Annotated in this window: 25 protein-coding genes and 5 tRNA genes; 18 read left to right on the top strand and 12 right to left on the bottom strand. The window is 23.9% G+C overall.

The window, feature by feature from the left end; genetic code table 11:
* The first annotated feature begins 292 nt into the window (after positions 1 to 292).
* Both BUCISPPA3004_RS02050 and der read left to right on the top strand, forming a co-directional pair.
* Positions 293 to 790, top strand: a complete 498-nt coding sequence (locus tag BUCISPPA3004_RS02050) for a tetratricopeptide repeat protein (protein WP_154049064.1) — start codon at positions 293 to 295, stop codon at positions 788 to 790.
* On the top strand, positions 790 to 2154 hold the full coding sequence (der, locus tag BUCISPPA3004_RS02045; RefSeq protein ID WP_154049063.1) for a ribosome biogenesis GTPase Der: 1365 nt from the start codon (positions 790 to 792) through the stop codon (positions 2152 to 2154). Before BUCISPPA3004_RS02050 ends, der begins: the two co-directional genes overlap by 1 nt.
* Before the next feature lie 13 nt (positions 2155 to 2167).
* Here der and fdx read toward each other — a convergent pair whose 3' ends face one another.
* The 6 genes from fdx to BUCISPPA3004_RS02015 form a co-directional block, all read right to left on the bottom strand.
* On the bottom strand, positions 2168 to 2500 hold the full coding sequence (gene fdx, locus BUCISPPA3004_RS02040; protein ID WP_154049062.1) for an ISC system 2Fe-2S type ferredoxin: 333 nt from the start codon (positions 2498 to 2500) through the stop codon (positions 2168 to 2170).
* A gap of 111 nt (positions 2501 to 2611) precedes the next feature.
* A complete protein-coding gene (locus BUCISPPA3004_RS02035; RefSeq protein WP_269471937.1) occupies positions 2612 to 3835 on the bottom strand; it encodes an Hsp70 family protein in 1224 nt (407 codons plus the stop codon).
* 14 nt (positions 3836 to 3849) lie between these two features.
* Positions 3850 to 4110, bottom strand: a complete 261-nt coding sequence (locus tag BUCISPPA3004_RS02110) for an Hsp70 family protein (protein ID WP_154049060.1) — start codon at positions 4108 to 4110, stop codon at positions 3850 to 3852.
* Complete coding sequence (hscB, locus tag BUCISPPA3004_RS02025) at positions 4107 to 4640, bottom strand: Fe-S protein assembly co-chaperone HscB (protein WP_154049059.1); 534 nt, start codon at positions 4638 to 4640, stop codon at positions 4107 to 4109. The genes BUCISPPA3004_RS02110 and hscB overlap by 4 nt, the downstream gene beginning before the upstream one ends.
* A gap of 157 nt (positions 4641 to 4797) precedes the next feature.
* Positions 4798 to 5181: a Fe-S cluster assembly scaffold IscU gene (gene iscU / locus BUCISPPA3004_RS02020; protein WP_154049058.1), complete on the bottom strand. Its 384-nt coding sequence runs from the start codon at positions 5179 to 5181 to the stop codon at positions 4798 to 4800.
* Between the two features lie 28 nt (positions 5182 to 5209).
* Positions 5210 to 6418, bottom strand: a complete 1209-nt coding sequence (locus tag BUCISPPA3004_RS02015) for an IscS subfamily cysteine desulfurase (RefSeq protein ID WP_154049057.1) — start codon at positions 6416 to 6418, stop codon at positions 5210 to 5212.
* A gap of 258 nt (positions 6419 to 6676) precedes the next feature.
* On the opposite strand from BUCISPPA3004_RS02015, the gene BUCISPPA3004_RS02010 reads away from it, so the two are divergent.
* From BUCISPPA3004_RS02010 to BUCISPPA3004_RS01970, 9 genes are all read left to right on the top strand, one after another.
* A tRNA-Trp gene (locus BUCISPPA3004_RS02010) sits at positions 6677 to 6750 on the top strand.
* A gap of 221 nt (positions 6751 to 6971) precedes the next feature.
* Entirely contained in the window at positions 6972 to 8819 is a 1848-nt protein-coding gene (gene ilvD, locus BUCISPPA3004_RS02005) for a dihydroxy-acid dehydratase (protein WP_154049056.1), read from the top strand.
* Between the two features lie 118 nt (positions 8820 to 8937).
* A complete protein-coding gene (gene ilvC, locus BUCISPPA3004_RS02000) occupies positions 8938 to 10413 on the top strand; it encodes a ketol-acid reductoisomerase (protein ID WP_154049055.1) in 1476 nt (491 codons plus the stop codon).
* Between the two features lie 117 nt (positions 10414 to 10530).
* Positions 10531 to 12525: a UvrD-helicase domain-containing protein gene (locus tag BUCISPPA3004_RS01995; RefSeq protein ID WP_154049054.1), complete on the top strand. Its 1995-nt coding sequence runs from the start codon at positions 10531 to 10533 to the stop codon at positions 12523 to 12525.
* Between the two features lie 92 nt (positions 12526 to 12617).
* Entirely contained in the window at positions 12618 to 12953 is a 336-nt protein-coding gene (trxA, locus tag BUCISPPA3004_RS01990) for a thioredoxin (RefSeq protein WP_154049053.1), read from the top strand.
* 196 nt (positions 12954 to 13149) lie between these two features.
* Entirely contained in the window at positions 13150 to 14412 is a 1263-nt protein-coding gene (gene rho / locus BUCISPPA3004_RS01985) for a transcription termination factor Rho (protein ID WP_154049052.1), read from the top strand.
* Positions 14413 to 14607: 195 nt separating this feature from the next.
* A tRNA-Arg gene (locus BUCISPPA3004_RS01980) sits at positions 14608 to 14682 on the top strand.
* A gap of 33 nt (positions 14683 to 14715) precedes the next feature.
* Positions 14716 to 14791 (top strand) — tRNA-His (locus BUCISPPA3004_RS01975).
* 82 nt (positions 14792 to 14873) lie between these two features.
* Positions 14874 to 14947 (top strand) — tRNA-Pro (locus BUCISPPA3004_RS01970).
* A 23-nt stretch (positions 14948 to 14970) separates the two neighbouring features.
* Here the strand turns inward: BUCISPPA3004_RS01970 and cyaY are convergent.
* Positions 14971 to 15306: an iron donor protein CyaY gene (gene cyaY, locus BUCISPPA3004_RS01965; RefSeq protein ID WP_154049051.1), complete on the bottom strand. Its 336-nt coding sequence runs from the start codon at positions 15304 to 15306 to the stop codon at positions 14971 to 14973.
* Between the two features lie 242 nt (positions 15307 to 15548).
* Here cyaY and dapF point away from each other — a divergent pair, with 242 nt between their 5' ends.
* The gene (dapF, locus tag BUCISPPA3004_RS01960) at positions 15549 to 16238 is read left to right on the top strand and encodes a diaminopimelate epimerase (protein WP_232036879.1); all 690 of its coding nucleotides are present in this window, start codon (positions 15549 to 15551) and stop codon (positions 16236 to 16238) included.
* 462 nt (positions 16239 to 16700) lie between these two features.
* A complete protein-coding gene (locus tag BUCISPPA3004_RS01955) occupies positions 16701 to 17600 on the top strand; it encodes a hypothetical protein (protein ID WP_154049050.1) in 900 nt (299 codons plus the stop codon).
* Between the two features lie 144 nt (positions 17601 to 17744).
* Here the strand turns inward: BUCISPPA3004_RS01955 and BUCISPPA3004_RS01950 are convergent, their stop codons facing one another.
* Positions 17745 to 18506, bottom strand: coding sequence for a ferredoxin--NADP reductase (locus BUCISPPA3004_RS01950; RefSeq protein WP_331866582.1), 762 nt, complete (start codon positions 18504 to 18506; stop codon positions 17745 to 17747).
* Positions 18507 to 18836: 330 nt separating this feature from the next.
* On the opposite strand from BUCISPPA3004_RS01950, the gene zapB reads away from it, so the two are divergent.
* Complete coding sequence (gene zapB / locus BUCISPPA3004_RS01945; RefSeq protein ID WP_154049049.1) at positions 18837 to 19070, top strand: cell division protein ZapB; 234 nt, start codon at positions 18837 to 18839, stop codon at positions 19068 to 19070.
* Positions 19071 to 19253: 183 nt separating this feature from the next.
* On the opposite strand, the gene hslU is transcribed toward zapB, so the two are convergent.
* Both hslU and hslV read right to left on the bottom strand, forming a co-directional pair.
* Positions 19254 to 20591, bottom strand: coding sequence for an HslU--HslV peptidase ATPase subunit (gene hslU, locus BUCISPPA3004_RS01940; protein ID WP_154049048.1), 1338 nt, complete (start codon positions 20589 to 20591; stop codon positions 19254 to 19256).
* A gap of 13 nt (positions 20592 to 20604) precedes the next feature.
* Positions 20605 to 21135, bottom strand: coding sequence for an ATP-dependent protease subunit HslV (hslV, locus tag BUCISPPA3004_RS01935; protein WP_154049047.1), 531 nt, complete (start codon positions 21133 to 21135; stop codon positions 20605 to 20607).
* Between the two features lie 233 nt (positions 21136 to 21368).
* On the opposite strand from hslV, the gene rpmE reads away from it, so the two are divergent.
* Positions 21369 to 21578: a 50S ribosomal protein L31 gene (gene rpmE / locus BUCISPPA3004_RS01930; RefSeq protein ID WP_154049046.1), complete on the top strand. Its 210-nt coding sequence runs from the start codon at positions 21369 to 21371 to the stop codon at positions 21576 to 21578.
* A gap of 190 nt (positions 21579 to 21768) precedes the next feature.
* On the opposite strand, the gene BUCISPPA3004_RS01925 is transcribed toward rpmE, so the two are convergent.
* Together BUCISPPA3004_RS01925 and orn are read right to left on the bottom strand one after the other, a co-directional pair.
* Positions 21769 to 21841 (bottom strand) — tRNA-Gly (locus BUCISPPA3004_RS01925).
* A 104-nt stretch (positions 21842 to 21945) separates the two neighbouring features.
* Positions 21946 to 22497 carry an oligoribonuclease gene (gene orn / locus BUCISPPA3004_RS01920; protein WP_154049045.1) on the bottom strand — a complete coding sequence of 184 codons (552 nt, stop codon included), beginning with the start codon at positions 22495 to 22497 and terminating at the stop codon, positions 21946 to 21948.
* Positions 22498 to 22656: 159 nt separating this feature from the next.
* On the opposite strand from orn, the gene pgi reads away from it, so the two are divergent.
* The 3 genes from pgi to rpsF all read left to right on the top strand — a co-directional run bounded on the left by pgi (position 22657) and on the right by rpsF (position 26037).
* A complete protein-coding gene (gene pgi / locus BUCISPPA3004_RS01915; RefSeq protein WP_154049044.1) occupies positions 22657 to 24291 on the top strand; it encodes a glucose-6-phosphate isomerase in 1635 nt (544 codons plus the stop codon).
* Positions 24292 to 24451: 160 nt separating this feature from the next.
* Entirely contained in the window at positions 24452 to 25396 is a 945-nt protein-coding gene (miaA, locus tag BUCISPPA3004_RS01910) for a tRNA (adenosine(37)-N6)-dimethylallyltransferase MiaA (RefSeq protein ID WP_154049043.1), read from the top strand.
* 248 nt (positions 25397 to 25644) lie between these two features.
* On the top strand, positions 25645 to 26037 hold the full coding sequence (gene rpsF, locus BUCISPPA3004_RS01905) for a 30S ribosomal protein S6 (RefSeq protein WP_154049042.1): 393 nt from the start codon (positions 25645 to 25647) through the stop codon (positions 26035 to 26037).
* The last annotated feature ends 59 nt before the right edge of the window (positions 26038 to 26096 follow it).

Raw genomic sequence — 26096 nt, 5'->3', positions numbered from 1 at the left:
AAACGTATATATATACTTATATGTGTATTTATACACACACATATAAATATGTAATATACATATACATCAATATACAAAAATAAAATTTATATAATAAAAGAAAAAATAAGCATACAAATAAATCATGTAAAACATAAAAACAAAATTCAAAATGAAAATAAAAAAAATTAGCTAGAAAAAAAATATACTCCTAATTTTTTTTAAAAAAAATTTGGAAAAATAAAAAAAATGTGTTATTATTTTTGTTAATTTAAAAAATGACTTATTCTTGAGAAAATTAGTGTTAAAATATATGAAAAAAAATAAATTTATGACTTTTTTAAAAAAATATTTTTATTTGTTTTTTTGTATAGGTTTATTTTCATTATCAATCTGTACAATTGTAATGGGAAGAAATTATAAATTAAGAAACAACGATAAAAATATTGAAGAGTTTAAAGAAATAACAGATAATTTACAAAAAAAGAAAGTCGATTTAGTTCGAAATAAACAAAATTTTTTAAGAAAAAATCAAAATATATATTCTATATTAATTGGTATTAATTTATCTAAACAATTTTTTTTACAAAAAAAATATACGCAAGCTATTGATGTTTTAAAAAGAATTTTAATTATTACTGAAGAAGAAAATTTAATTTTGTATATCAAATTAAATTTAGTAAAAATTTATGTTAAGAAAAAAGATTTTTCTCCTGCTTTAGATATTATTAGAACAGTTAATAATAGTGAATGGAACGAATTATTTCAACAGTATAAAAAATTTATTTTGTTAAAAAAGAGATCACAGTAATGATCCTGAAAATAACTTTGGTAGGTAGATCAAATGTAGGAAAATCTAGTATATTTAATTTTTTAACACGGGGAAATTCTTCTCTTGTAAGTAATACATTAAAGACTACAAGAGATAGGAATTATGGTTTTTTTTTTCTTAAAAATCGTCAATTTTGTATTATTGATACAGCAGGTATTGAATATGTAGAAAAGAAAGAAATCATACAAATAGAGTCGTATAAACAAACAAAAATAGCAGTACGAGAATCAAATTTTTTGATTTTTGTAGTTGATGCGTATACAGGAATAAAAAATTTAGATTTTTTTATACTAAAAAAAATCAGGAAAACAAACAAACCAATTTTTTTACTAATTAATAAAATTGATAGAAAAAATTTACGTAATAACATAATTGATTTTTATGATTTTGGAATTAAAACAATATGTAAAATTTCTATACTTCACCGTATTGGTATATCTGATTTTTTTAAAAAAATATGGATATTTTATAAAAAATTTTTTCAAAATAATTACAATCAAAAAATATTATATGATTCATTACAATCTAAAGTTTGTATAAGTATTTGTTTTTTAGGAAAAACTAATTCAGGTAAATCTAGTATAATTAATAGTTTATTAAATAAAAATAGAATAATTACTAGTTCTATTCCAGGAACCACAAGGGATATTGTAAAAGATTCACTATATATTAAAAATATTGAATATATCTTCACAGATACTGCAGGAATTAAAAAAATAAATAAAAGAAATACTTTTCTAGAGCATTTATCTGAAAAAAATTCTATAAAATCAATTAAATTTAATCAAATAATCTGTATTGTAATAGACTCTTCTATAGGAATATGTGCACAAGATCTATCTATAATTAATACTACTATTAAATCTGGAAAATCTTTTTTTATCATTCTAAATAAGTGGGATTTAATCCCATCTCATCAAAAAACTAAAATTAAGAATTTAATTTGTAATCGTTTACAATTTATTAAAAATATAGCTATTATTTATGTGTCTGCACTACATAAAATAGGATTAAATAAAATTTTTAATCAAATAAATATTATTTACAAAGAATCTTTAAAAAATTTTAGTACATCATATTTAACAAAAATTTTAAATAAAGCAATTTTACAACATCCTTTACCTTCGGGTATAACTGGAAAAGTAATACGATTAAAATATGCACATTTTGGAAATAAAAATCCAATATTTATTATTATTCACGGTACACAAATACAATATATACCGTTAACATACAAAAAATATTTAATGCATTTTTTTCAAAGAAAATTACAAATCCAGAATACACCCATAAAGTTATTTTTTAAAAATAGTTTTAATCCGTATATTTATAAAAAAAATTGAAAGTAAATTTAATTTATTCATTAACATGATTTACATGATATAATGGTATTTCTACTTCTACATCTTCTTTTCCTAAGCGAGCCTGACAACCTAATCGGCTATATTTTTCTAAACCCCATGCTTTATCCAATAAATCTTCTTCTTTTTCCTGACAAGGTGATAAAGAATAAAAACCTTGTCTAATAATACAGTGACATGTACAACATGCACATGATTTTTCACATGCATGTTCCATTTTTATTTTATTAAATAAAGCTATATCAAGAATTGTTTCTCCTGTTTTTCCTTGTACTGACAATCCTTCTGGTAATATAAATTTATGAGGATAAAAGATTACTTTTGGCATACTATCTCCATAGTTAACATGGTTAGTGTAATATATATATATTATTTATTATAAAAAATCTTTTAGTTTTTTCATATCTTTTTTTGAATGATTTTGATAATTTAGTGCATATTATTTTTTTTTATTGATATTTTTATTGTGGTATATAGTATCCATTTGAATTCTATGTCTAATTTTAGATGTTTGTTCTTGTGTTGTTACAGATAATAAATTGTCTGCATCTATACGAAATGCAATCACTATTTTTATTTCTCCTGCTTTTTTAGGCGGTAATTTTTTGATTTTAAATTTTTTTAGTAATTTACAATTTTTTACGTATTTACTTTCTCCTTGAAAAATATTTATGCAAAATCCTGTTTGGTTATCTTTAAACGTAGTAAATATTTTTACTACTTCAGTTGGTATTTTTGATCCTTTCACTATCATTTTTTCCATAATTCCACCTAATAATTCAATTCCTATAGAAATAGATACTATATCTAATAGTAATATTGACTGAATGTTTTTATTTTTTTTATGATATAAAAAATTTGCTTGTAATCCTGCTCCATGAGCAACTACTTCTACTGGATTAAGTAATTGTAAGGTTTTCTTTTTAAAAAAATTGTGAATTTTTTTACGGATTAACGGAATATAAGTAGATCCACCAACTAAAATTATATCTTTAATATTTGATTTTTTAACACTAGCATCTTGTAATGCCTGTTTTAATATATTTAATGTTTTTTTGATATAAGGATCAATTAATACATTAAACTCTAAAACTGAACAATTTATTTTTGAATGTAATAATTCAACTGTAACAGATGATTTTTTGCTTAATTGAATTTTAACTTTTTCAGCAATAACAAGTAATTTTTTAAATAAAATATCAGTAATTTTAGGTTTATTTTTTATTTTAGAGTATAAAAAACTAGCTAATAAACGATCAAAATCATCACCACCTAAGTGGCAATCGCCATTAGTTGCAAGAACTTCAAAAATTCCTTCTGATATTTTTAAAATAGATACATCGAATGTTCCTCCACCTATATCATATACGCAAATAAATCCTTTTCTTTGTTTTTCTAAACCGTATGCAATAGCAGCTGCAGTTGGTTCATTTAATAGTCGTAACAGTTTTAAATTAATTAATTTTGCAGATTTTCGGATTGTTTTTTTTTGTATATTATTAAAATAGGCTGGAACTGTTATGATAGCTCCACAAATAGATGTTTGAAAATTTTTTTCTATTTTGTTTTTTATATAAGTAAAAATTTTTTGAATAATACCAGAAACAGTTATTTTTCCTATATTTGTATGAAAAACTAATTCTTTATTTTCATTAGTGGATATTTTATACGGAACATTTATTTTTTTTTTTTTAATTCAGAATATGAAACTCCAATGAATCTTTTTATAGATGTAATGGTATTTTTCACATCTTTACGTAAGAATTTTTGAGCTTTCCAGCCTATAATAGTATTATTTTTTTTAAAATGTACAATTGTAGGAAAAAATTTTTTTTTATTAAATATATCTAAAACGATTATTTTGTTGTTTATTACTGTGGACACTAAACAACATGTAGTTCCAAAATCTATTCCTATGATAATTTTTTTTTTTTTCATGATCGTATCTCTTTATCTTGAATTAATTTATTTTTAAAATTTTGAGCTTTCTTTATAATTTTATATATAAACGATATACAATAAAAAATTTGATTTGCATAATTTATTTTTTTTTCTTTAATTTTTTTATTAAATTGTGAATAATATAATATTAATTTAATTTTTAATTTTTTTATAAATTTATTAATATGAATGTATGAATTTGATTTTTTTTTTATTTCTTGTATTTTTTCATGTAACTTAAATTGTTTTGTTAATATTTTCTTTTGATAACAATTATTATTTTTTGGTAATAAATTTTTTTCGTTATTTATTTTTAATAAATATTTAGCCCTAGTAAACCTATTTTTTAATGTATTAAATCCTTTATTAATTTTAATAGATATTAATAATTGATTTACTGCGCTTATTTTTTTTTTTTTCTGCATATCTGGGTGGTATTTTTTTTGTAGTTTATAAAAATTTTTTATTAGTTTTTTTTTATCAATATTAAATTTTTGTGAAAGTTTAAATAAATTAAAGTAATTCATTAGTAACCTTTAAAAAAAGAGTTATAATTTTAAAAATTAAGTATATAAATATACAAAATATAATAACAATTATGATATGCTATTTGATGTATATTCTAGTGCTGAATATAGCATATTTATTTTCAGCACTACGTATTTTTAATGAATTAGATACGTTTTATTTTTTATATTTTTTATGATAATTAGCGATAGCTCCTTTAATTGCATCTTCCGCTAAAATTGAACAATGAATTTTAACTGGAGGTAAATCTAGTTCTTTTGCTATATCAGTATTTTTTATTTCATTAGCTTCTTGTAACGTTTTTCCTTTAACCCACTCAGTCATTAAAGAACTTGCAGCAATAGCAGAACCGCATCCATATGTTTTAAAACAAGCATCTTCTATTATGTTTTTTTGGTTTACTTTGATTTGTAATTTCATTACGTCTCCACAAGCAGGTGCTCCAACTAAACTGGTTCCAATGTTTTTTTCTTTTTCTGGAAATGACCCGACATTTCTGGGATTTTCATAATGATCTAATACTTTTTTGCTGTAAGCCATAATTTTAAAATTTTCCTATATAAAAGTATTAACTCCAAATAATTTTTTTCATATCAATACCTGATTGAAACATTTCCCAAAGAGGTGACAGTTTTCTTAATTTACAAATTGCATGTCTAATTGCTATTATAGCATATTTAATTTCTTCTGAAGTTGTAAAGCGTCCTATAGAGAATCTAATAGAGCTATGAGCTAACTCATCTTTTATTCCTATGGCACGTAAAACATAAGATGGTTCTAGACTTGCTGATGTACATGCAGATCCAGAAGATACTGCTAAATTTTTTAAAGCCATTAATAATGATTCACCTTCAATAAAGTTAAAACTAATATTAATTATATTGTTAGTCACATAATTAAAATTACTATTTAAATAAATTTCTTGAATATTAGATAAACCATTCCATAACATATCACGTAAATATTTTGCGTGTGACATATCCTTTTTCATTCTTTTTTTTAAAATTTTACATGCCTCTCCAAAACCTACAATTTGGTGAACAGGTAATGTTCCAGAACGAAATCCTCTTTCATGTCCACCTCCATGTATTTGGGGAGATAATCTAATTCTGGGTTGTCTACAAATATATAATGCTCCAATTCCTTTCGGTCCATATATTTTATGAGCAGAAAATGATAATAAATCGATTGGTATTTTTTGTGTATCTATATCTATTTTTCCGATACTTTGTGTAGCGTCTACATGAAAAAAGATATTTTTATGTCTACAAAAATGACCAATTTCTTCAATATTTTGAATTGATCCAATTTCATTATTTATATGCATAATAGAAACTAGTAAAGTGTTATGGTTAATAGATTCTTGAATTTGAGAGATATTAATAATACCATATTTATTTGGTTTCAAGTATGTTACTTCACATCCTTGATATTCTAAATATCGACAACTATCTAGTACTGATTTATGCTCTATCTGGCTAGTGATGATGTGTGTTTTCTTTTTTTTATGAAATTCATAAATTCCTTTAATAGCTAGATTATTTGATTCAGTAGCTCCTGAAGTGAAAATTATTTCTCTAGCATCTGAATGAATTAAATCAGCAATTTCATGTCTAGCTATATCGACAGCTTCTTCTGCTTTCCACCCAAATTCATGTGATCTAGATGCTGGATTTCCAAAAACATCATTTAAAGAATAATATTTGTTCATTTTTTTTTTTACTAAAGGGTCTACCGGGGTAGTAGATGCGTAATCTAAATAAATAGGAAATTTCATTTTACAACCTCATTTAATAAATATGTGTACAATTTATATTAATCAATTTTTTAAAATAAATATTAACTTTTTTTTAATTTTTTATATATAAATTATATATTGTAAAATAAAAAAATTTAGTTAAAAATTAAATATGCAATACAATAAATTAGTAATATTTCTTAATATACATTAACTATTTTGGATAGTTGTTTTTTTTGTATCTCTCAGGTATAATATTTTAGAAATAAAATTTTTATGTTTTTAAAAATGTATCTTAGGGGCGTAGTTCAATATGGTAGAGCATTGGTCTCCAAAACCAAAAGTTGTGGGTTCGAATCCCTCCGCCCCTGCGAATAACTTAAATTCTTATAAAATATATTAATATTAATTATTTTAGTTATTTTTCATACATATATCTTACCAAGATTGACCTATCATAAGTAAAAAATTTTTAATAATTAAATATAATTTTAATAACCAATATTTAGTATATAAAATATATGTTTATAAAAGTATTTTGTAAATAAAAATATTATATTTTTTTAAATTTTATGTAAAAAGAGTTTATTCCATGCCAATATATCGTTCATCAACAACTATTAACGGTAGAAATATGGCCGGAGCAAGAGCATTATGGCGCGCAACCGGTGTACAAGATAAAGATTTTGGTAAACCAATTATTGCAGTAGTTAATTCATTCACTGAATTTGTTCCAGGTCATATACATTTACGTGAATTGGGTAAATTAGTTTCCAATCAAATTTATAAATGCGGAGGAATTCCTAAAGAATTTAATACTATTGCTATTGATGATGGAATTGCTATGGGGCATTCCGGAATGCTGTACTCACTGCCTTCTAGGGAACTAATAGCAGATTCTATTGAATATATGATTAACGCACATTGTGTTGATTCTATGGTATGTATCTCAAATTGTGATAAGATTACACCAGGTATGTTATTGGCTGCTTTACGACTGAACATTCCTTCTGTTTTTGTTTCTGGAGGACCTATGGAATCCGGAAAAATAATAGTTGATGATCATATTATTAAAATTGATTTAGTTGATGCTATTGCTCACGGAGCTAATAAAAATACTTCATCACGTATTTTATCTAAAATTGAACATTCTGCTTGTCCAACATGTGGTTCGTGTTCAGGAATGTTTACTGCTAATTCTATGAATTGTTTAACTGAAGCTATCGGTTTGTCTCTTCCTGGAAATGGGACAGTTTTAGCTACTCATGCTGACAGAAAAGATTTATTTTTACAAGCTGGTAAAATTATTGTTAAAAATACAAAAGATTACTATCAATGTAATGAAAGAAGTTTATTACCCAAAAATCTAGTAACACGCTCTACCTTAAAAAATGCTATGATTTTAGATATTGCTATGGGTGGTTCTACAAATACTGTCTTGCATTTATTAGCTATGGCCCATGAAGCAAAAATTAATTTTTCAATGACAGATATTGATCACTTATCTAGGATAGTTCCTCATTTATGTAAACTGTCTCCTAGTACTACTAAATATCATATGGAAGATTTACATCGTTCTGGAGGGGTAATTGGTATTTTATCTGAATTAAACAAAATTAATTTACTAAAGACATCAGTATTTAATATATTGGGGTTAACATTACAGGAAACTATTAAAAAATATGATATATTAAATATATCTAATAAAGATATATTTCGTTTTTATTCATCTGGTCCTCAAGGAGTTAAAACGTTAGTTCCTTTTTCACAATCATTTCGATGGTCTAAATTAGATACAGATCGTATTCACGGTTGTATTCGATCTAAAAAATATGCATATAGTCAAGATGGAGGACTAGCTGTATTAACTGGTAATCTAGCAATTCGTGGCTGTATAGTAAAAACAGCTGCAATTGATGAAAAAAATATGATATTTTCAGGAATAGCTAAAGTTTATGAAAGTCAAGATGAAGCTGTTAATGCTATTTTAAATTATGAAATTTGTTCTGGAGATGTAGTAGTTATTCGATATGAAGGACCTCGTGGAGGACCTGGAATGCAAGAAATGCTTTATCCTACTACGTATTTAAAATCTATGGGATTAGATAAAAAGTGTGCATTAATTACTGATGGTCGTTTTTCTGGTGGAACATCTGGTATCTCTATAGGTCATATTTCTCCCGAAGCAGCTACAAAGGGATTAATTGCTTTAGTGTATACTGGAGATATAATTAATATTAATATTTTACAACGCAGTATAACTCTACAAATTTCTGCACAAGAAATACAGCGTCGGAGAATTCTAGAAGAAAAAAGAGGAAAAAAATCTTATACACCTAAATATCGTGTACGAAATATTTCAGATTCTTTACGAATGTACAGTATGTTCGCTACTAGTGCTGATACTGGAGCAGTAAGAAGTTTAAAAAAAATATATTGATTCTAATATTATTAAAATAATATTTTTATATAGATACAAATATTATGTATATGTATGTGTAGTATATATTAAATAATTTTAACGCTTATAGTTTTATTTTTTTAATCGGAGTATATACATGAACAATTTTTTTAATTCTCTCTCTTTTAGGGAAAAATTGATAGATTTACATACTGGTTTTTTAATGGATAAACATGAATTTTTACAAACAAAAAAAATATTAGAAAATAAAAACATTGTTATAGTGGGATGTGGTGCACAAGGATTAAATCAAGGACTTAATTTGCGAGATTCTGGATATAATGTTTCGTTTGCTCTTAGAAAATCTTCTATATCAAATAAATCTAATTCTTGGAAAAATGCTATTAAAGAAAATTTTTGTGTAGATACATATAAAAAATTAATCCCTAATGCAGATTTAGTAATTAATTTAACACCTGACAAACAACATTCTCGAGTTGTTAAAAAATTACAATTATTAATGAAAAAAAATTCTATTTTAGGTTATTCTCATGGATTTAATATTGTTGAAGAAGGAGAAAAAATTCGATCAGATATTACTGTTATTATGGTAGCTCCTAAGTGTCCTGGTACTGAAGTACGACAAGAATTTTTAAGAGGATTTGGTGTTCCAACATTAATTGCAGTGCACAAAGAAAATGATTTACAAAAAAAAGGTTTAAGTATTGCAAAAGCATGGGCTTTTGGTTTAGGAGCACATCGTGCTGGAGTATTACAATCTTCTTTTATTGCTGAAGTAAAATCTGATTTAATGGGAGAACAAACTATTCTATGTGGTATGTTACAAGCTTGTTCTCTTACTTGTTATGAGCATCTTGTAGAAAAAGGATATAGTTCTGATTATTCTGCTACTTTATTGCAATTTGGATGGGAAAAATTAGCAGAATGTATGAAAGAAGGTGGAATAAAATTATTATTAGATCGTTTATCTAATCCATCTAAAATTCGTGCACATCAATTATCTTTACAACTAAAAAATATATTAAAACCATTATTTTGCTTGCATATGGATAATATTATTTCCGGTGATTTTTCGGAAAGTATGATGTTAGATTGGAAAAATGGAGATAAACAATTAATTCAATGGAGACAAGATTTAAAAAAATCTAATTTTGAAAATGCTGATGTGTATTCTGGAAGAAAAATTTTAGATTATGAATATTTTGATAAATGTGTTTTGATGGTCGCTATGTTAAAAGCCGGTGTAGAATTGTCATTTGAAGTTATGGTAGAAACAGGGATAACTCCAGCTTCAGCATATTATGAATCTTTACATGAATTACCATTGATTACTAATACAATTTCTAGAAAAAGATTATATGAAATGAATTTAGTTATATCTGATACAGCAGAATATGGTAGTTATCTATTTTCTGAACGAGCACTTCCTATATTAAATAAATTTGTACGCACTATTCGTAGTGATGATTTAGGAGAATCTATTGAGAATCGATCTATTAGTAATCAAGAATTACAATACGTTAATGATATAGTTAGTAGTCATGCTATTGAAAAGATAGGAAGAAAATTACGTCTATATATGAATGTTATGAAGTCTACAATGGTCAAATAATTTTTAACTATGAATCATAATCTTTAAATATTTTAACAAGGTGTATAAATTTAATTTTTTATTTATTAAATAAAAAAAAGACAAATTTTAAAGTCTTATTTTCAAGATATTATATTTATGATGTTAAATAAATTTCAAAATAAAGCTATTCATATAATTGATAATCCGTGTTTAATTTTAGCTGGAGCAGGATCAGGAAAAACTAGTGTTATAATTAATAAAGTTATAACATTAATTACTATATATCAATATGATCCTAAAAAAATTTTTGCAATAACATTTACTAATAAAGCAGCTAAAGAAATTAAATATCGTTTATGTAAAAAATTAACTGTTAAACAAATTAAAGATATTACAGTATCTACTTTTCATGCATTAGGCTTAAAGATTATTCGTAGTGAATATAAAATTTTAGGTTTAAAAAAAAATTTTACATTATTTGATGAAGATGAACAGTTGCGTCTTTTAAAAAGTTTAACTGATGCTAATATTAAAAATGATGTTTTTTTTTTAAAAAAGTTGCTTTATCAAATTTCTAATTGGAAAAATAACTTATTAACTCCTAAATTAGCTCATGAGAAAATTAATTCTTCTTTAGAAAAGACATATGTTTTGTTATATGAAAAATATGATTTATTCTTAAAACAACATAATATACTAGATTTTAGTGATTTGATTTTTTTACCTACTATGTTGCTACAAAATAATACTTATATAAAATTGAATTGGCAAAAAAAAGTTCAATATTTATTAGTAGATGAATATCAAGATATTAATATTAGTCAATATCAATTAATGAAGTTATTATGTGGTCATAATTCTAATTTAACGGTTGTTGGTGATAATGATCAATCTATTTATTCATGGAGAGGAGCTCAACAAAAAATTTTTTATTTATTAAAACAAGACTTTCCTTCTTTAGATCTAATTAAACTAGAACAAAATTATCGTTCTTCTGGATGTATATTGCATGCAGCTAATATATTAATTTCTAACAATATTAATTTTTTTAATAAAAAATTATTTTCTACTTTAGATTACGGAAATAAAATTTTTGTGTTTATGTTTATTAACGAAATTCATGAAGCACAACAAATTATTCGATATATTCAAAAACATAAATCTAATTATAAGAATAAGTATAATGATTATGCCATTTTATATCGTAGTAATTATCAAGTAAAGGTTGTAGAATCAGAATTAATATATCGAAACATTCCATATATTGTTCATGCAGGGCATTCTTTTTTTAGTTCTTTGGAAATTAAGGATTTATTAGCCTATTTAAGATTAATTGTTAATCATACAGATGATTTGGCATTTTTGCGAATTATTAATGTTCCACGTCGAAAAATAGGATTAATTACTCTATCTAAGTTAAAAATTTTTGCTAAGAAAAATCAAATTAGTTTATTTGCCGCCAGTACAGATAAACGTATGATTGTTCAATTAAATGCAACTGTTGTATTAAAATTAAATAATTTTATAGTATGGATTTTACATTTATCCTCATTTTTATCAAATAAACCAGAAAATATTTTAAATTATATAATTAATGATGTTAATTATTTTGATTGGGTTATCAATTATTATAATAATGTTGCTTTGTCTGAAAAACGTATACAGGATATAGTATTTTTTTCACAATGGTTACATAAAACTTTAGTAGGTAATAGTACAACCATACCTTTAAAATTAGAGGATGTATTAATACATTTTCTTTGTGGTGATTTTGAACGTTTAGATGCTGATCATACTAATTTAGAACATGATAAATTACATTTAATGACTATACATGCTTCTAAAGGATTAGAATTTTCGGTTGTTTGTATTATTGGTATGGAAGAAGGAACTTTTCCACATCAAAAAAGTATTATAGATAATAATATTACAGAAGAACGTCGTTTGATGTACGTTGGAATGACTCGTGCAAAAACCCAATTATTACTTAGTTTTTGTAAAAATAAGAAAAGATTTGGTATTTTTAGTAATTTACAACCAAGTCGTTTTTTATTTGAGTTACCAAAAAAAGAAATTTATTGGGTTAACTATCATATGAATTATAATAAAAAATTATGTAATAAAAATTACATAATATCTGATTTAAAATGATATTTTTTATGTCAGTATAATTTTTATTATAAAAAATATTATCAATAATATTAAAATATTGATTTTTATCTAATGTATGTATTGGAGTTTTTATGAAAATAACTAAAATTATTGAATTAACGGATAAGAATTTTAAAAAAGAAGTATTTTTTTCAGAAAAACATGTTTTAGTAGATTTTTGGGCAGATTGGTGTGGTCCATGTAAAATTTTATCACCTGTATTAGAAGATATTGCCGAAGAGTATTTTGAACAGATTGTTGTAGGAAAAATTAATATTGATGTGAATAAAAAAATGCCAATAAAATATTCTATTAGAGGTATTCCAACATTATTATTATTCAATAAAAATAAAATTATAGGAACTAAAGTAGGTGTTATATCAAGAATGGAATTAAAAAACTTTTTAGATGAAAAATTGTTACATTAAATTTTTTATTTCATTAGTGTTGTTTTTTGACTATCAAGTATAACAAAACAATAATTTGATTATTTTTAATAAACTATATATTTGTGTTTTTCAAAATACTGAATCATACATATATTTTTGTATATATATTTTTTATAAATTTATTATTGTATATTAATATTTTATATTTTTTAAATGGATTGAAAAACTCCCTATTATGAATCTTACCGAATTAAAAAACACATCAGTATCAAAACTTATTATTGTAGGTAAACAGATAGGTCTTGAAAATTTAGCGCGTATACGTAAACAAGATATAATTTTTTCTATACTAAAACAGCATTCAAAAAGTGGAGAAGATATATTTGGAGATGGTGTTTTAGAAATTTTACAGGATGGTTTTGGTTTTTTGAGATCTGCAGACAGTTCTTATTTAGCTGGACCCGATGATATTTATGTGTCTCCTAGTCAAATTCGTCGTTTTAACTTAAGAACAGGAGATACTATTTCGGGAAAAATTAGACCCCCTAAAGAAGGAGAGCGTTATTTTGCTTTATTAAAAGTTAATACCATAAATTATGATAAACCTGAAAATGCGCGTAGTAAAATTTTATTCGAAAATTTAACTCCCTTACATGCTAATTCTAGATTAAAAATGGAAAGAGGTAACGGTTCTCAGGAAGATTTAACTGCTAGAGTATTGGATTTATCTTCTCCTATAGGTCGTGGACAAAGAGGTTTAATTGTAGCTCCTCCTAAAGCTGGAAAAACTATGTTATTGCAAAATATTGCTCAAAGTATAGCTTATAATCATCCAGATTGTGTTTTAATGGTCCTTTTGATAGATGAACGACCAGAAGAAGTAACTGAAATGCAAAGGTTAGTTAAAGGTGAGGTAGTAGCTTCTACTTTTGATGAACCAGCTTCTAGGCATGTTCAAGTGTCTGAAATGGTAATTGAACGAGCAAAACGATTAGTAGAACATAAAAAAGATGTAGTTATCTTATTAGATTCAATTACTCGATTAGCTAGGGCGTATAATACTGTTGTTCCAGCATCAGGAAAAGTATTGACGGGAGGGGTAGATGCTAATGCATTGCATAGACCTAAAAGATTTTTTGGAGCAGCTAGAAATGTAAAAGAAGGAGGTAGCTTAACTATTATTGCGACAGCTCTAATTGATACTGGTTCTAAAATGGATGAAGTAATTTATGAAGAATTTAAAGGCACAGGTAATATGGAACTACCTTTATCTAGAAAAATAGCAGAAAAAAGAGTATTTCCGGCTATTGATTATAATCGTTCTGGAACACGAAGAGAAGAGTTATTAACTATTCCTGAAGAACTACAGAAAATGTGGATATTACGGAAAATTATTCATCCTATGGGTGAAATAGATGCTATGGAATTTTTAATCAACAAACTTTCTATGACTAAAACTAATGATGAATTTTTTGATATGATGAAAAGATCAAAATAATATTTTTTTTATTAAATTATTATGATAATTTTTATTAGCTTATTATAATAGATAATTTTATTTTAAAAATAGAGATAAAGTACTAGATTTTTTTAGTTAGTGTATATATAATATTTATTAGATAATACAAATTTATTTTAATAATACATATTATGTATATACATTATTATTATTATTAATAATAATAAGTTTTTTGCGTCCGTAGCTCAATTTGGATAGAGCATTACTTTCCGAAAGTAAAGGTCTCAGGTTCAAATCCTGTCGGACGCAGGTTATATATATTTTTATGTGAATATTTTTTTGGTGGTCATAGCTTAGTTGGTAGAGCTCTGGATTGTGATTCCAGCGGTCATGGGTTCAAATCCCATTGACCACCCCAATTTTGTATAATATATTTTTTATATACGATATTCATTTTATGAATATTTTTATTTATTAATGATTTATTAGTTTAAATAATTCGGCGAATAGCGCAGCTTGGTAGCGCAACTGGTTTGGGACCAGTGGGTCAGAGGTTCAAATCCTCTTTCGCCGAAAATAAAGAAATAAAAATTTTTTTCAAATATTATTTAATATATTAAACTTAAATAGATAATTGGTCTGTATTAAAAATTCTTTTTTTAAAATTTTATGTATTGTTTGATTTGAACGTATACATATCCAAGTTTTTTTTTTATATAATAAGTGATATCCTTGACTAGATGTAGCTATCCATAATTGTTTTAAAAACATTTGTGACGTAATGATTATTTTTTTATTATTAATAAATGTAATTTCTAGCATATTATCTAGTAATAAATAATCAATATCTATTTTCTTGTTATTTTTATTCAAAATTTCTTCTATTCTTAACAGTGTTTTTTTGATTTTTTTACAAAATAAAATATCACGCATATTATACCTAATATAGATTATTTTTAATGAACAACTTTTTAAAATTTAATTATAACATTTATTTTTTAAATGAGGAATTTTAATATGTTTTTAAAAAAAAACGTTGTTTTTTTTTCGAAAATGCATGGTTTAGGAAATGATTTTGTTTTAATTGATTCTACGCAACATAATTTTTTTTTTCACCACAATTAATAAAAAAATGGTCAAATAGGTATTTAGGTATTGGATTTGATCAATTTTTAGTGCTTCAGCATTCAATTTGTACGCAAGCTAGTTTTTATTACAGAATTTTTAATTCCAATGGTGTAGAAGTTGAACAATGTGGTAATGGAGCTAGATGTATTGCATATTATTTATTTTTAAAAAAAAAAATTGATAAAAAAAAAATTTGTGTTAGTACGAAAAATAGATATTTATTTTTAGAACATGTAAAAAATAATATTTTTAAAATAGATATGGGTGAGCCTGTTTTTACTCCAAAAAATATTCCTTTTTTATGTACTTCTGAACAATCAAGTTATTCTATAATTATTCATGGAATAAATTATTTTATTTATGTAGTTACTATTGGTAATCCCCATTGTATCATTCAAGTGGATGATATAGAATGTGTAAATGTTAAAAAAATTGGTAGTGAATTATCTACACATAGTTGTTTTCCAGAAGGTGTTAATGTTGGTTTTATGCAAGTTATATCTAAAAAAAAAATATTATTGCGAGTATATGAACGACATGTTGGTGAAACACATGCTTGCGGTAGTGGAGCGTGCGCCGCTGTTGCTATTGGTATAAGAAATAAAATACTATCCAATAATGTTGTTGTCACTTTATTGTATGGTCAATTAACAATTTCTTGGAGTGGTTTGTTAGGACATTCTTTGTATATGTCAGGAGAAGCTGTTCATGTATATGATGGTATAATTACGTTTTAGTTAAATTTAATATTATAATTTATTTGTATTTACATAAATTTTTATATGCATTCTACATGACAAATTAGTTTTTTTATTTTTTTTTGCGTAAAATACATTTATTGTTTGACTTTTCTTATATTGTACAGTATATAAGGAAGATAAGATTATATATAAAAATTTTTTATATTGTGATTTTTTGTATATAAAAATTTTTATTGATTTTTAAATATAAAATATAATTTATATATTATTAAATTTTTGATTGTTATTTTATAAAATATTAAAAATATATAATAAATATTTTAATTATCTTAAATATATGTTTAAATATATTTTCTAATATTATTGTTTTATAACAAGAATTTAATGTAATTTACTTGATTTTGTTTTTTGTGATTTTTATTTTTTAAAAAAAACATTTTTATAAATTAATGTTATTAATATGTTATATTTTAATAAATATACAAGGATAGAAATGCTATGTCATCAGTTTCTTCAATAAGATCTAATATGAATTTTAATTTAGAACTTATAAAACAAGTTAATAATAACAGTGTGTTAAAAAATCAAGATTTTAAAAATGTTGATATTACAATTATTAATAACGCTAATCAAGAGTATATAGCGCATATTTCTCCTAATAGTCAGTATGATCAAGAAAACATTATAGATTCTAATAAAAATTCTGATTTTACAGCTATAGAGTGTGATAATGGTATTTTTAATTGTCCTAATGCTTCTGTATCTGAAGAACATGTTGATAATTCAATAAATGATTCTGAGTTTCATAGCACACCTCAATATTACCGTTTAGATGATGGAGTTGCAGATTTTTTACCAGAAATTTTTAATAATTCTGATATAAACTGGAACATATTAAATTCTGTTAATTTTTCCACTAAAACTGAATTATTTTCGCAAAAATTACAACAATCTTTTAAAGAATTGACTAAAACTGGTAGATTAGAGCAAAAATTTTTAGATAATATCCATAATAAAACTGTTTTTTTAAATGGTAATAGAATTCCTTCTAATCAAGCTCCAGATATAATGAATATATTTCAAACTTCTGTTACAGATTATGAAGAACAACAATTAATTTCTACTTATGTACATCCTGAAGTACTAGAAGCTGCATGGAATAATTTGGTGTCTCGTTATCCTGAAGTTGAATATCGAGCATCTGATAATGTACGTTTTGCGTATGAAATTGATAAAATTGGTCCTGATATGTATAAAGTAGCAGTTACTAAAACAGCAGATCTACAATCTTCTTATTCAGAAAATATTGATGAAATTAATCAATACGGTGTTCGTGCTGCTATGATTATTAGTAAAAATTCTGATCCAGAAATAAGATATTCATTTTTTGTGCGTTAATTATATAAATATTTTAATTAATATAAATTAAAATTATTTAACGGATTATTGCATGTATTTGGAATTGATTCCTTTTTTAATAGGAATCAATTCCGAAAAAATAGTATTGTGCTATATTTTATTTTTATAATAATATAAAAAATTTTACCAATAATTTTCGCTTGTTATATGTCCTGGATTTCTTCTAAAATGTTTTTTCATGTTTTTTAAAGAAAATAGTACTTTCTGTGTATCTTTTATCATATTTGGATTACCGCATAACATTATATGAGATTTTTTTTTATTTAATGGTTCTTGAACGGATTGTTCTAATTTTCCTGAATGGAGTAGATCAGGTATACGTCCAAATAGATATTTTTTGTTTTTTTCTCTGCTTAATATTATTTGTATGACAATTTTATTATTGTATTTTTTTTGGATTTTATTAAATATATTTAGATAATTTAAATCTATACTATATTTAACAGCGTATATTAGAATTATTTTTTTGAATTTTTTTAATATGTTTTCTTGTTGTAATATAGAACAGTATGGACCTAATGCGGTTCCAGTAGCCATCATCCAAATGTTTTCTTTGTTAGGTAACTCTTCCATAGTAAAAAAACCAAATGAATTTTTTGCTATGAAAATATCATAATTATATATATCATATAAATATGGTGTTAATTTTCCTTTGTTGATTAATAAAATATAGAATTCTAAATTTTGATCTTTAGGTGGATTTACAAAAGAATATGCTCGTTGAATTCTTTGATTATTATTATTAATATATGACAATTTTGTGAATTGTCCTGCTTTAAATGAATTTATAGGAGCGCGTATAACAAGTGAAAATAAGTTGTTTTTCCATTTTTTTAATTTTATAATTTTGATATTTAACCATTGATTCATGTCAGAAGATTTCATTATGTATGTTTTATAATAATAAATTTATTATATTACATTAGGTTTAGAAGAATATAAAAAATAACCATTTTATCTGATAAATTTTTTATAATAATTATTAATTTGATGTAAAGATTATTGAAAAATAATTGTTAAATTTATTAAATGAAATGATTATTTTTTATATAATATAATTGATGATATTTTTTGAAATATAAATATTAAAAATTGTTTTTTTTAAAATTATTCTATATATTATACTGTATATCTATACCTTATAAATTTTATTGTATTAATATATTATGCGTTTTTATTATATTAATAAATATTTTGTATTTAAATGGTATCATTATGGTTTTAGAAACATTCTCTAATTTAGAAATAAAAGTACAAAAATCAGTAGATTGTATTTTATCTTTAAAAAAAAAAATTAAAAATTTAAAATTAAAAAATAAACACTTAAAAGAAAAATTGAAAAATCTTTATTCTTTAAAAAAACGTATAGAAGAAAAAAATATTATAATACAAGAAGAAAGAATTAAATGGAAAAATAAATTGAAATCTTTTTTAGAAAAAATAAAATGATTTAGAATAATTTTAATTTTATTTAATGTATCTAATTATTATATATTTTTAATATTAATATGTAGTAACGTGCTACATGTAGTGTTTTATAATTGCCTATCATATAAATTTTTAGATAGGCAATTTTTATAAAATATAACAGTTACTAATTAATATTTTTAACGATACTTATTATAATATTTTTTATAAAATAAATTTGCTTAAATCTTGATTTTCCATTAATTTGTCTAAATGTAAACTAACATAGTTTTCATCAATATAAATTTTTTTTCCAAATTGTTCGTTAGAATTAAATGAAATATCTTCTATTAGCTTTTCTAATACTGTATATAATCGGCGAGCTCCAATATTTTCCATTGATTCATTAATTTTCCATGATGCTTCAGCAATTTTATGGATTCCTTGTTTGGTAAAAACAATATCCACTCCTTCAGTTTTTATTAGAGCAATATATTGAGCAGTAATAGATGCATTTGGTTCGGTTAGGATTCTTTCAAAATCATCTATCGTTAATGCATTTAGTTCTACACGAATTGGTAATCTACCTTGTAATTCTGGGATTAAATCAGAAGGAGTGGATGTTTGAAATGCACCAGAAGCTATAAATAGTATATGATCTGTTTTTACAAAACCATGTTTTGTAGATACAGTACATCCTTCAATTAATGGTAAAAGGTCCCTTTGAACACCTTCTCGTGATACATCTGAATTAGATGTAGAAGATCGATGTTTGCAGATTTTGTCAATTTCATCAATAAATACTATGCTGTTTTGCTCTACAGAATATATTGCTTTTTCTTTTAATTCTTCTATATTAATTAATTTAGCGGCTTCTTCTTCAACAATTAATTTCATTGCATCTTTTATTTTAAGTTTGCGTAGATTTTTTTTCTTACCTCCTAAGTTTTGGAATAAAGATTGTAGTTGATTTGTTAATTCTTCCATTCCTGGGGGAGACATGATTTCTATTCCTAAAGGAACTGAAGTGATTTGTATTTCTATTTCCTTATTATCTAATTCGCCTTTTCGTAATTTTTTTTTAAATATTTTTATTGTATCTGTAGGTTTTTCTATAGATTTTTCACCGTTCCATTTATTACCATCTGGCATAGGTACTAAAATTTTTAAAATTTTTTCTTCAGCACGTTTTTTTGCATATTTTTTGTTTTTTTTTATATTTTGTGTTCTAATCATTTTAATTGCTAATTCTGTTAAGTCCCGGATAATCGAATCTACTTCTTTTCCTACATAACCAACTTCAGTGAATTTAGTAGCCTCTACTTTGATAAAAGGAGCATTAGCTAATTTTGCTAGTCTACGAGCAATTTCTGTTTTTCCTACTCCTGTTGGTCCGATCATTAGAATATTTTTTGGTGTTATTTCATGGCGTAATTCTGAATTTAATTGCATTCTTCTCCAACGGTTCCTTAAAGCAATAGCAACAGCGCGTTTAGCATTCTCTTGTCCAATAATATGTTTGTTTAACTCTTGTACAATCTTGCGAGGAGTCATTGCTGACATGTATATTTCCTTATTATATTTCTGAAGATATTTCTTTTATGGTAAATGATTGATTAGTATATATACAAATATTTGCAGCAATTTTTAAGGCTTTTTTTACTATAGTAGAAGCACTTAAATTTGTATTTTTAATTAAAGCATATGCAGCTGCTTGCGCGAATGTTCCACCTGAACCGATGGCCATGACATCATTTTCTGGTTGTATCACATCTCCTGTGCCGGTAATGATAAGAGAATTTTTTTTATCAGCTACAGCTAGTAACGCTTCTAATTTTCTCAATAATCTATCAGTTCTCCAATCTTTAGCTAATTCTATAGCAGATCTTTGTAATTGTCCTTGATATTTTTCTAACTTTTTTTCAAATAATTCGAATAATGTAAATGCATCAGCTGTTCCTCCAGCAAAACCTGCAATTACTTGATCTTTATAAATTGAACGAACTTTTTTTACATTACTTTTCATTACAGTATGTCCAAAAGTAGCTTGTCCATCACCACCAATTACTACTTTTCCATGTACACGAACACTTAGTATTGTAGTCATAAATAACATAATCTCTTATTAAATACAGTTGTATATATTTTACATGTATAAGGTTATTTTTATGAAATTGATAAATATTTTATACAATTAATATTGATTTTAAAAAATATTACATATAATATATGTAATATTTAGAATGATTAACTTTTGATGTTTTTTATTTTAATACAAATATTATTGTATTTAAAGGTATCTTTAAATAGTATACTACATTTTTCTTTGGAGAATATGTGATGAAAAAAAATATTCATCCTGAATATAAAAAAATTTTTGCTATTTGTTCCTGCGGTTATACAATTCCAGTTTTTTCCACTAAAAAGAAAGATATGTTACTTGATTTATGTTCACAATGTCATCCATTTTATACAGGAAAACAGAGAAGTATGAATACAAAAGGTCGAATACAAAGATTTCAGAAACGTTTTAATTTGTCAGAAATTTAAAATTAAAGGATTTTTTGGCATTGATAAAAAAATATATGATTTTTTAGAAGAAATTTTGGTTTTTTTAGATTTATTTAATACTTTTTATATAAAAGTATATCTTTATGTATAAAGAATAAATGTTAATAATGTATGCTTGTGTTTTTTACAAAAATGTTTACAAATTTTTTTGTATTTCATTGTTTTTTTGAGCGGGAAACGAGATTTGAACTCGCGACCGCAACCTTGGCAAGGTTGTGCTCTACCAGTTGAGCTATTCCCGCAATATATTATATTTTAATTATATAAAACATTTTTTTTTTTTGCAAGAATTATTTAAATAAAAATAGAATTTATAATATTTTACATGCCTTAAAATATTTATTTTTTATATAAAAAATAAATATTTTTTATATATTTTTAGTTCTATTATTGATTCTATTAAATCTTCTTGTGCGCGATGAATTTTTTTTTTTTTTATTTTTTTTAAAATATTAGGTTTCCAGCGTTGTGCTAATTCATTAATTGAACTAACATCTAAATTTCTGTAATGAAAATATGATTCTAATTTTGGCATATGATTTAATAAAAAAGTTCTATCTGTTGATATAGTACTTCCACACATAGGAGAAATTTTTTTTTTAATCCATTTTTTTAGAAATAATAAAGTTTTTTTTTCAGCGCTTTTTTCGTTTTCTTTGCTAATATTTATATTTTTAATTAATTCGTTATTTTGATGTATACGAAATATTTTATCATTCATTTTTTTTAAAAATTTTTCTTTTTGAAAAATTACAATGTTAGGTCCTATTTCTAAAATATTTAAATGTTTATCCGTAATAATAGTAGAAATTTCAATAATTTTATGAATTTTAGGATTTAATCCCGTCATTTCTAAATCAATCCAGATTAATTTTTCGTTTTTTTTTCTATTTTTCATGTTTTTTATAAAATTTTTTAGTATGTTAATTAATAATATATATCTTTTTTAATAATTTAAAGATATACGATATTTATATTTGAATAATTTGATAAATCATGTATACATTGAATGTATACTATATTAATACATAATAATTTAAATAATATAAGGGATAAAATGAAAAATATCAATCCAACTAAAACATTTTCTTGGAAACAATTAACTAATCACTTTCATGATGTTAAAAATATTCATATAAACGATTTATTCAATATAGATAAAAATAGATTTCATAATTATTCTATTTTATTTCAAGATGATATTTTGGTGGATTTTTCTAAAAATCGCATAACCAATCAAACTTTACAACTGCTATTGATGTTAGCTAAAGAATGCTTTTTGAGTGATGCTATACAAAGTATGTTTACAGGACATAAAATTAATAGAACAGAAAATAGACCTGTTTTACACACGGCTTTACGCAGCAAATTTAGTAATACGATAACTGTAGATAATATAAATATTATGATAAATGTACAAAAAGAATTAAAAAAAATAAAAAAATTTTCTGATTCTATTATTCAAGGTAGTTGGAAAGGATATACAGGAAAAAGTATTTCTGATGTAGTTAATGTTGGAATTGGTGGTTCATATCTCGGTCCTTACATGGTAACTGAGTCATTAAAATTTTATAAAAATCATTTAAAAATTCATTTTATTTCTAATATTGACGGCACTAATATTGTTGAAGTATTAAAAAAAATTAACTTAGAAACTACTATCTTTTTAATTGCTTCTAAATCTTTTTCTACAGATGAAACTATAAGTAATGCTAATTATTTAAAAAATTGGTGTCTTTTTCGTACTAACTGTTTAAAATATATTGATTTTCATTTTTTTGCTTTATGTGAAAATACAACTGCAGCATTAAAATTTGGTATTATCAGTGAAAATATTTTTAAATTTTGGGACTGGGTAGGAGGTCGTTATTCTTTGTGGTCTTCTTCTGGTTTATCTATTGCTTTATCTATTGGATTTAAAAATTTTGAATTATTGTTGCATGGAGCGTATATAATGGATCAACATTTTTTAAATCAAGATTTATCACAAAATATTCCAGTTATTTTAGCTTTAATTAGTTTATGGTACACTAATTTTTTTAAAACAGAAACAGAAGCTATATTTCCGTATGATGAATATATGCACGCATTTCCTGAATATTTACAACAAAGTTATATGGAATCTAATGGAAAATCAATAGATCGTAGTGGTAATTTAGTTACGTGGAACACTAGTCCAATTATTTGGGGACAACGTGGTACTAACGGTCAACATTCCTTTTTTCAATTATTACATCAAGGTACAACTTTTATTCCGTGTGATTTTATTATTCCAGCTGTGAGTCATAACCCTATTAATGATCATCATAAAAAATTATTATCAAATTTTTTAGCACAAACTAGATCTTTAGCTTTTGGTAACGAAAATAATATGGATAATAATATTAACTTAAGTAATCCAGATTGCAGTTCACATGTATCGTATAAATATTGTTCTGGAAATAAACCAACTAATTCAATTATGTTAAAGAATTTAACTCCATGTAATTTAGGTTCTTTGATATCTTTGTATGAACATAAGATATTTGTTCAAGGAGTTATTTTAAATATTTTTAGTTTTGATCAATGGGGTGTTGAATTAGGAAAATTAGTAGCTAATGATTTGTTTAGCGATTTATTAAAAAACAAATTTAATAATCTATATGATAGTTCTACTAAAGGATTACTACGTGTTTATAAAAAATGGATATAACTTGATTATTAAATCAATATTAAAAATTTTTTATGCTATTCTGTATTGATATATAAATATAATTATATATATGATAATATATATATTGTATATAAAAAATTTTTTCATGTTCTTTTTGCAAACTATAAAGGATATATATTTTTATAATTGATAATAAATAATGAATAATAAACCAATGATATTTTTTTTGATGGGTCCGACAGCTATAGGTAAGAGTGCAGTTGCTCTTCAAATAAAAAAAAATTTTTCCATTATAGAGTTATTAAGTGTAGATTCTAAATTGGTATATAAAGGATTAGATATTGGAACTGATAAACCGCTTAAACAAGATTTACAAAAAAATATATATAAGTTAATTAATATTTTAAAACCTCAAGAAATTTATTCATCTGCTGATTTTTATAGAGACGCTATAGAAGAAATAGAAAATATTTTGAAATTAGGAAAAATTCCTCTTTTAGTAGGAGGAACTATGTTTTATTTTAAAACATTACTCAACGGATTTTCTGATTTACCGCCATCTAATCCTATTATTAGAAATTATATTTTTAATAATATGTGTTTAGGAGAGAAAAAAAAATTGTTTGATGTTTTAAAAAAAATTGATAAAAATTCTAGTGAACGAATTCATATAAATGATATTCAGCGAGTTTTACGTGCTGTTGAAATCTTTTTTGTTTCAGGTGGTTGTCCTCGAAGTACATTAATTAAGTCTGTTAATCAGAAATTACCTTATAAAATTTTTCAGTTTGGATTAATTCCTTTTAAAAAAAGTATTCTATATGAAAAAATAGTACAGCGTTTTTACTATATGTTAGAATGTGGTTTTGAGCAAGAAGTACGTAATTTATATGAAAATAAAAATTTAAATCTTTCTCTTCCGTCTATTAATAGTATTGGTTATAAGCAGATGTGGTTATATATACAAAATAAATGTACATATCAAGAAATGATTAATAACACACTCAAATCTACTTATCAATTAGTTAAACGTCAATTAACTTGGTTAAATAATTGGACAGATATTACTTTAATACCAGATAATAAGATAGATGTATTAATGAAAAAAATTCAAAAAATATTATTATATGAGTTAAATGACTAAACGTATAACTATATTATTTTTTATTAAAAAATAAAATATTATTTTACGATTTAATGAATATTAAATATAACTTTTTTTAAAAAACTATATTTTTCATGAATATAATTATGTTAATATAATGAGATATTTTTAATGTAAAAAGAACATAGTATTTTACATTTTATATACAAAGATATTTTAAAGTAAAACTATTTTTTTTAAAAAATATTTAAAGATGGTTATCTATATCTTAAAAAGGAGTTTTATTTGTGCGTCACTATGAAATTATTCTAATGATTTATCCAGATAAAAATGAAAAAATTTCGCATGTTATTGATTTTTATACTAAGATTATATTGTCTAAATCTGGAACTATACATCGTTCAGAAAATTGGGGACAGCGTGTTTTATCATATTCTATAAATAAGTTACAGAAAGCAAATTATGTTTTAATGAATATTGAAGTATCTATTGAATGTATGAAATATTTAGAAAATCATTTTAAATTTAATTCTAAAATTATTCGTAATTTAATTCTTGTATGCAATAAAGCACACACAGATATGTCTCCTATTTTACGAAATCAAGAAAATAGTAAAAAAGAAGTGATATCTACTAAAAATAATCATAAAAAGTATTTTATTAATAAAAATCACATTTAATTTTTGAAATATAAAAATTAATAATAAAAATTATGTTTATGTGTATAAAGTATAGGAGG

Origin of the sequence: Buchnera aphidicola (Cinara splendens) (assembly GCF_900698975.1) — a bacterium.
Lineage (GTDB): Bacteria > Pseudomonadota > Gammaproteobacteria > Enterobacterales > Enterobacteriaceae > Buchnera_F > Buchnera_F aphidicola_AI.
The sequence above is the reverse complement of the archived record's forward strand: the minus strand, read 5'-3'. Positions and strand labels throughout refer to the sequence as shown.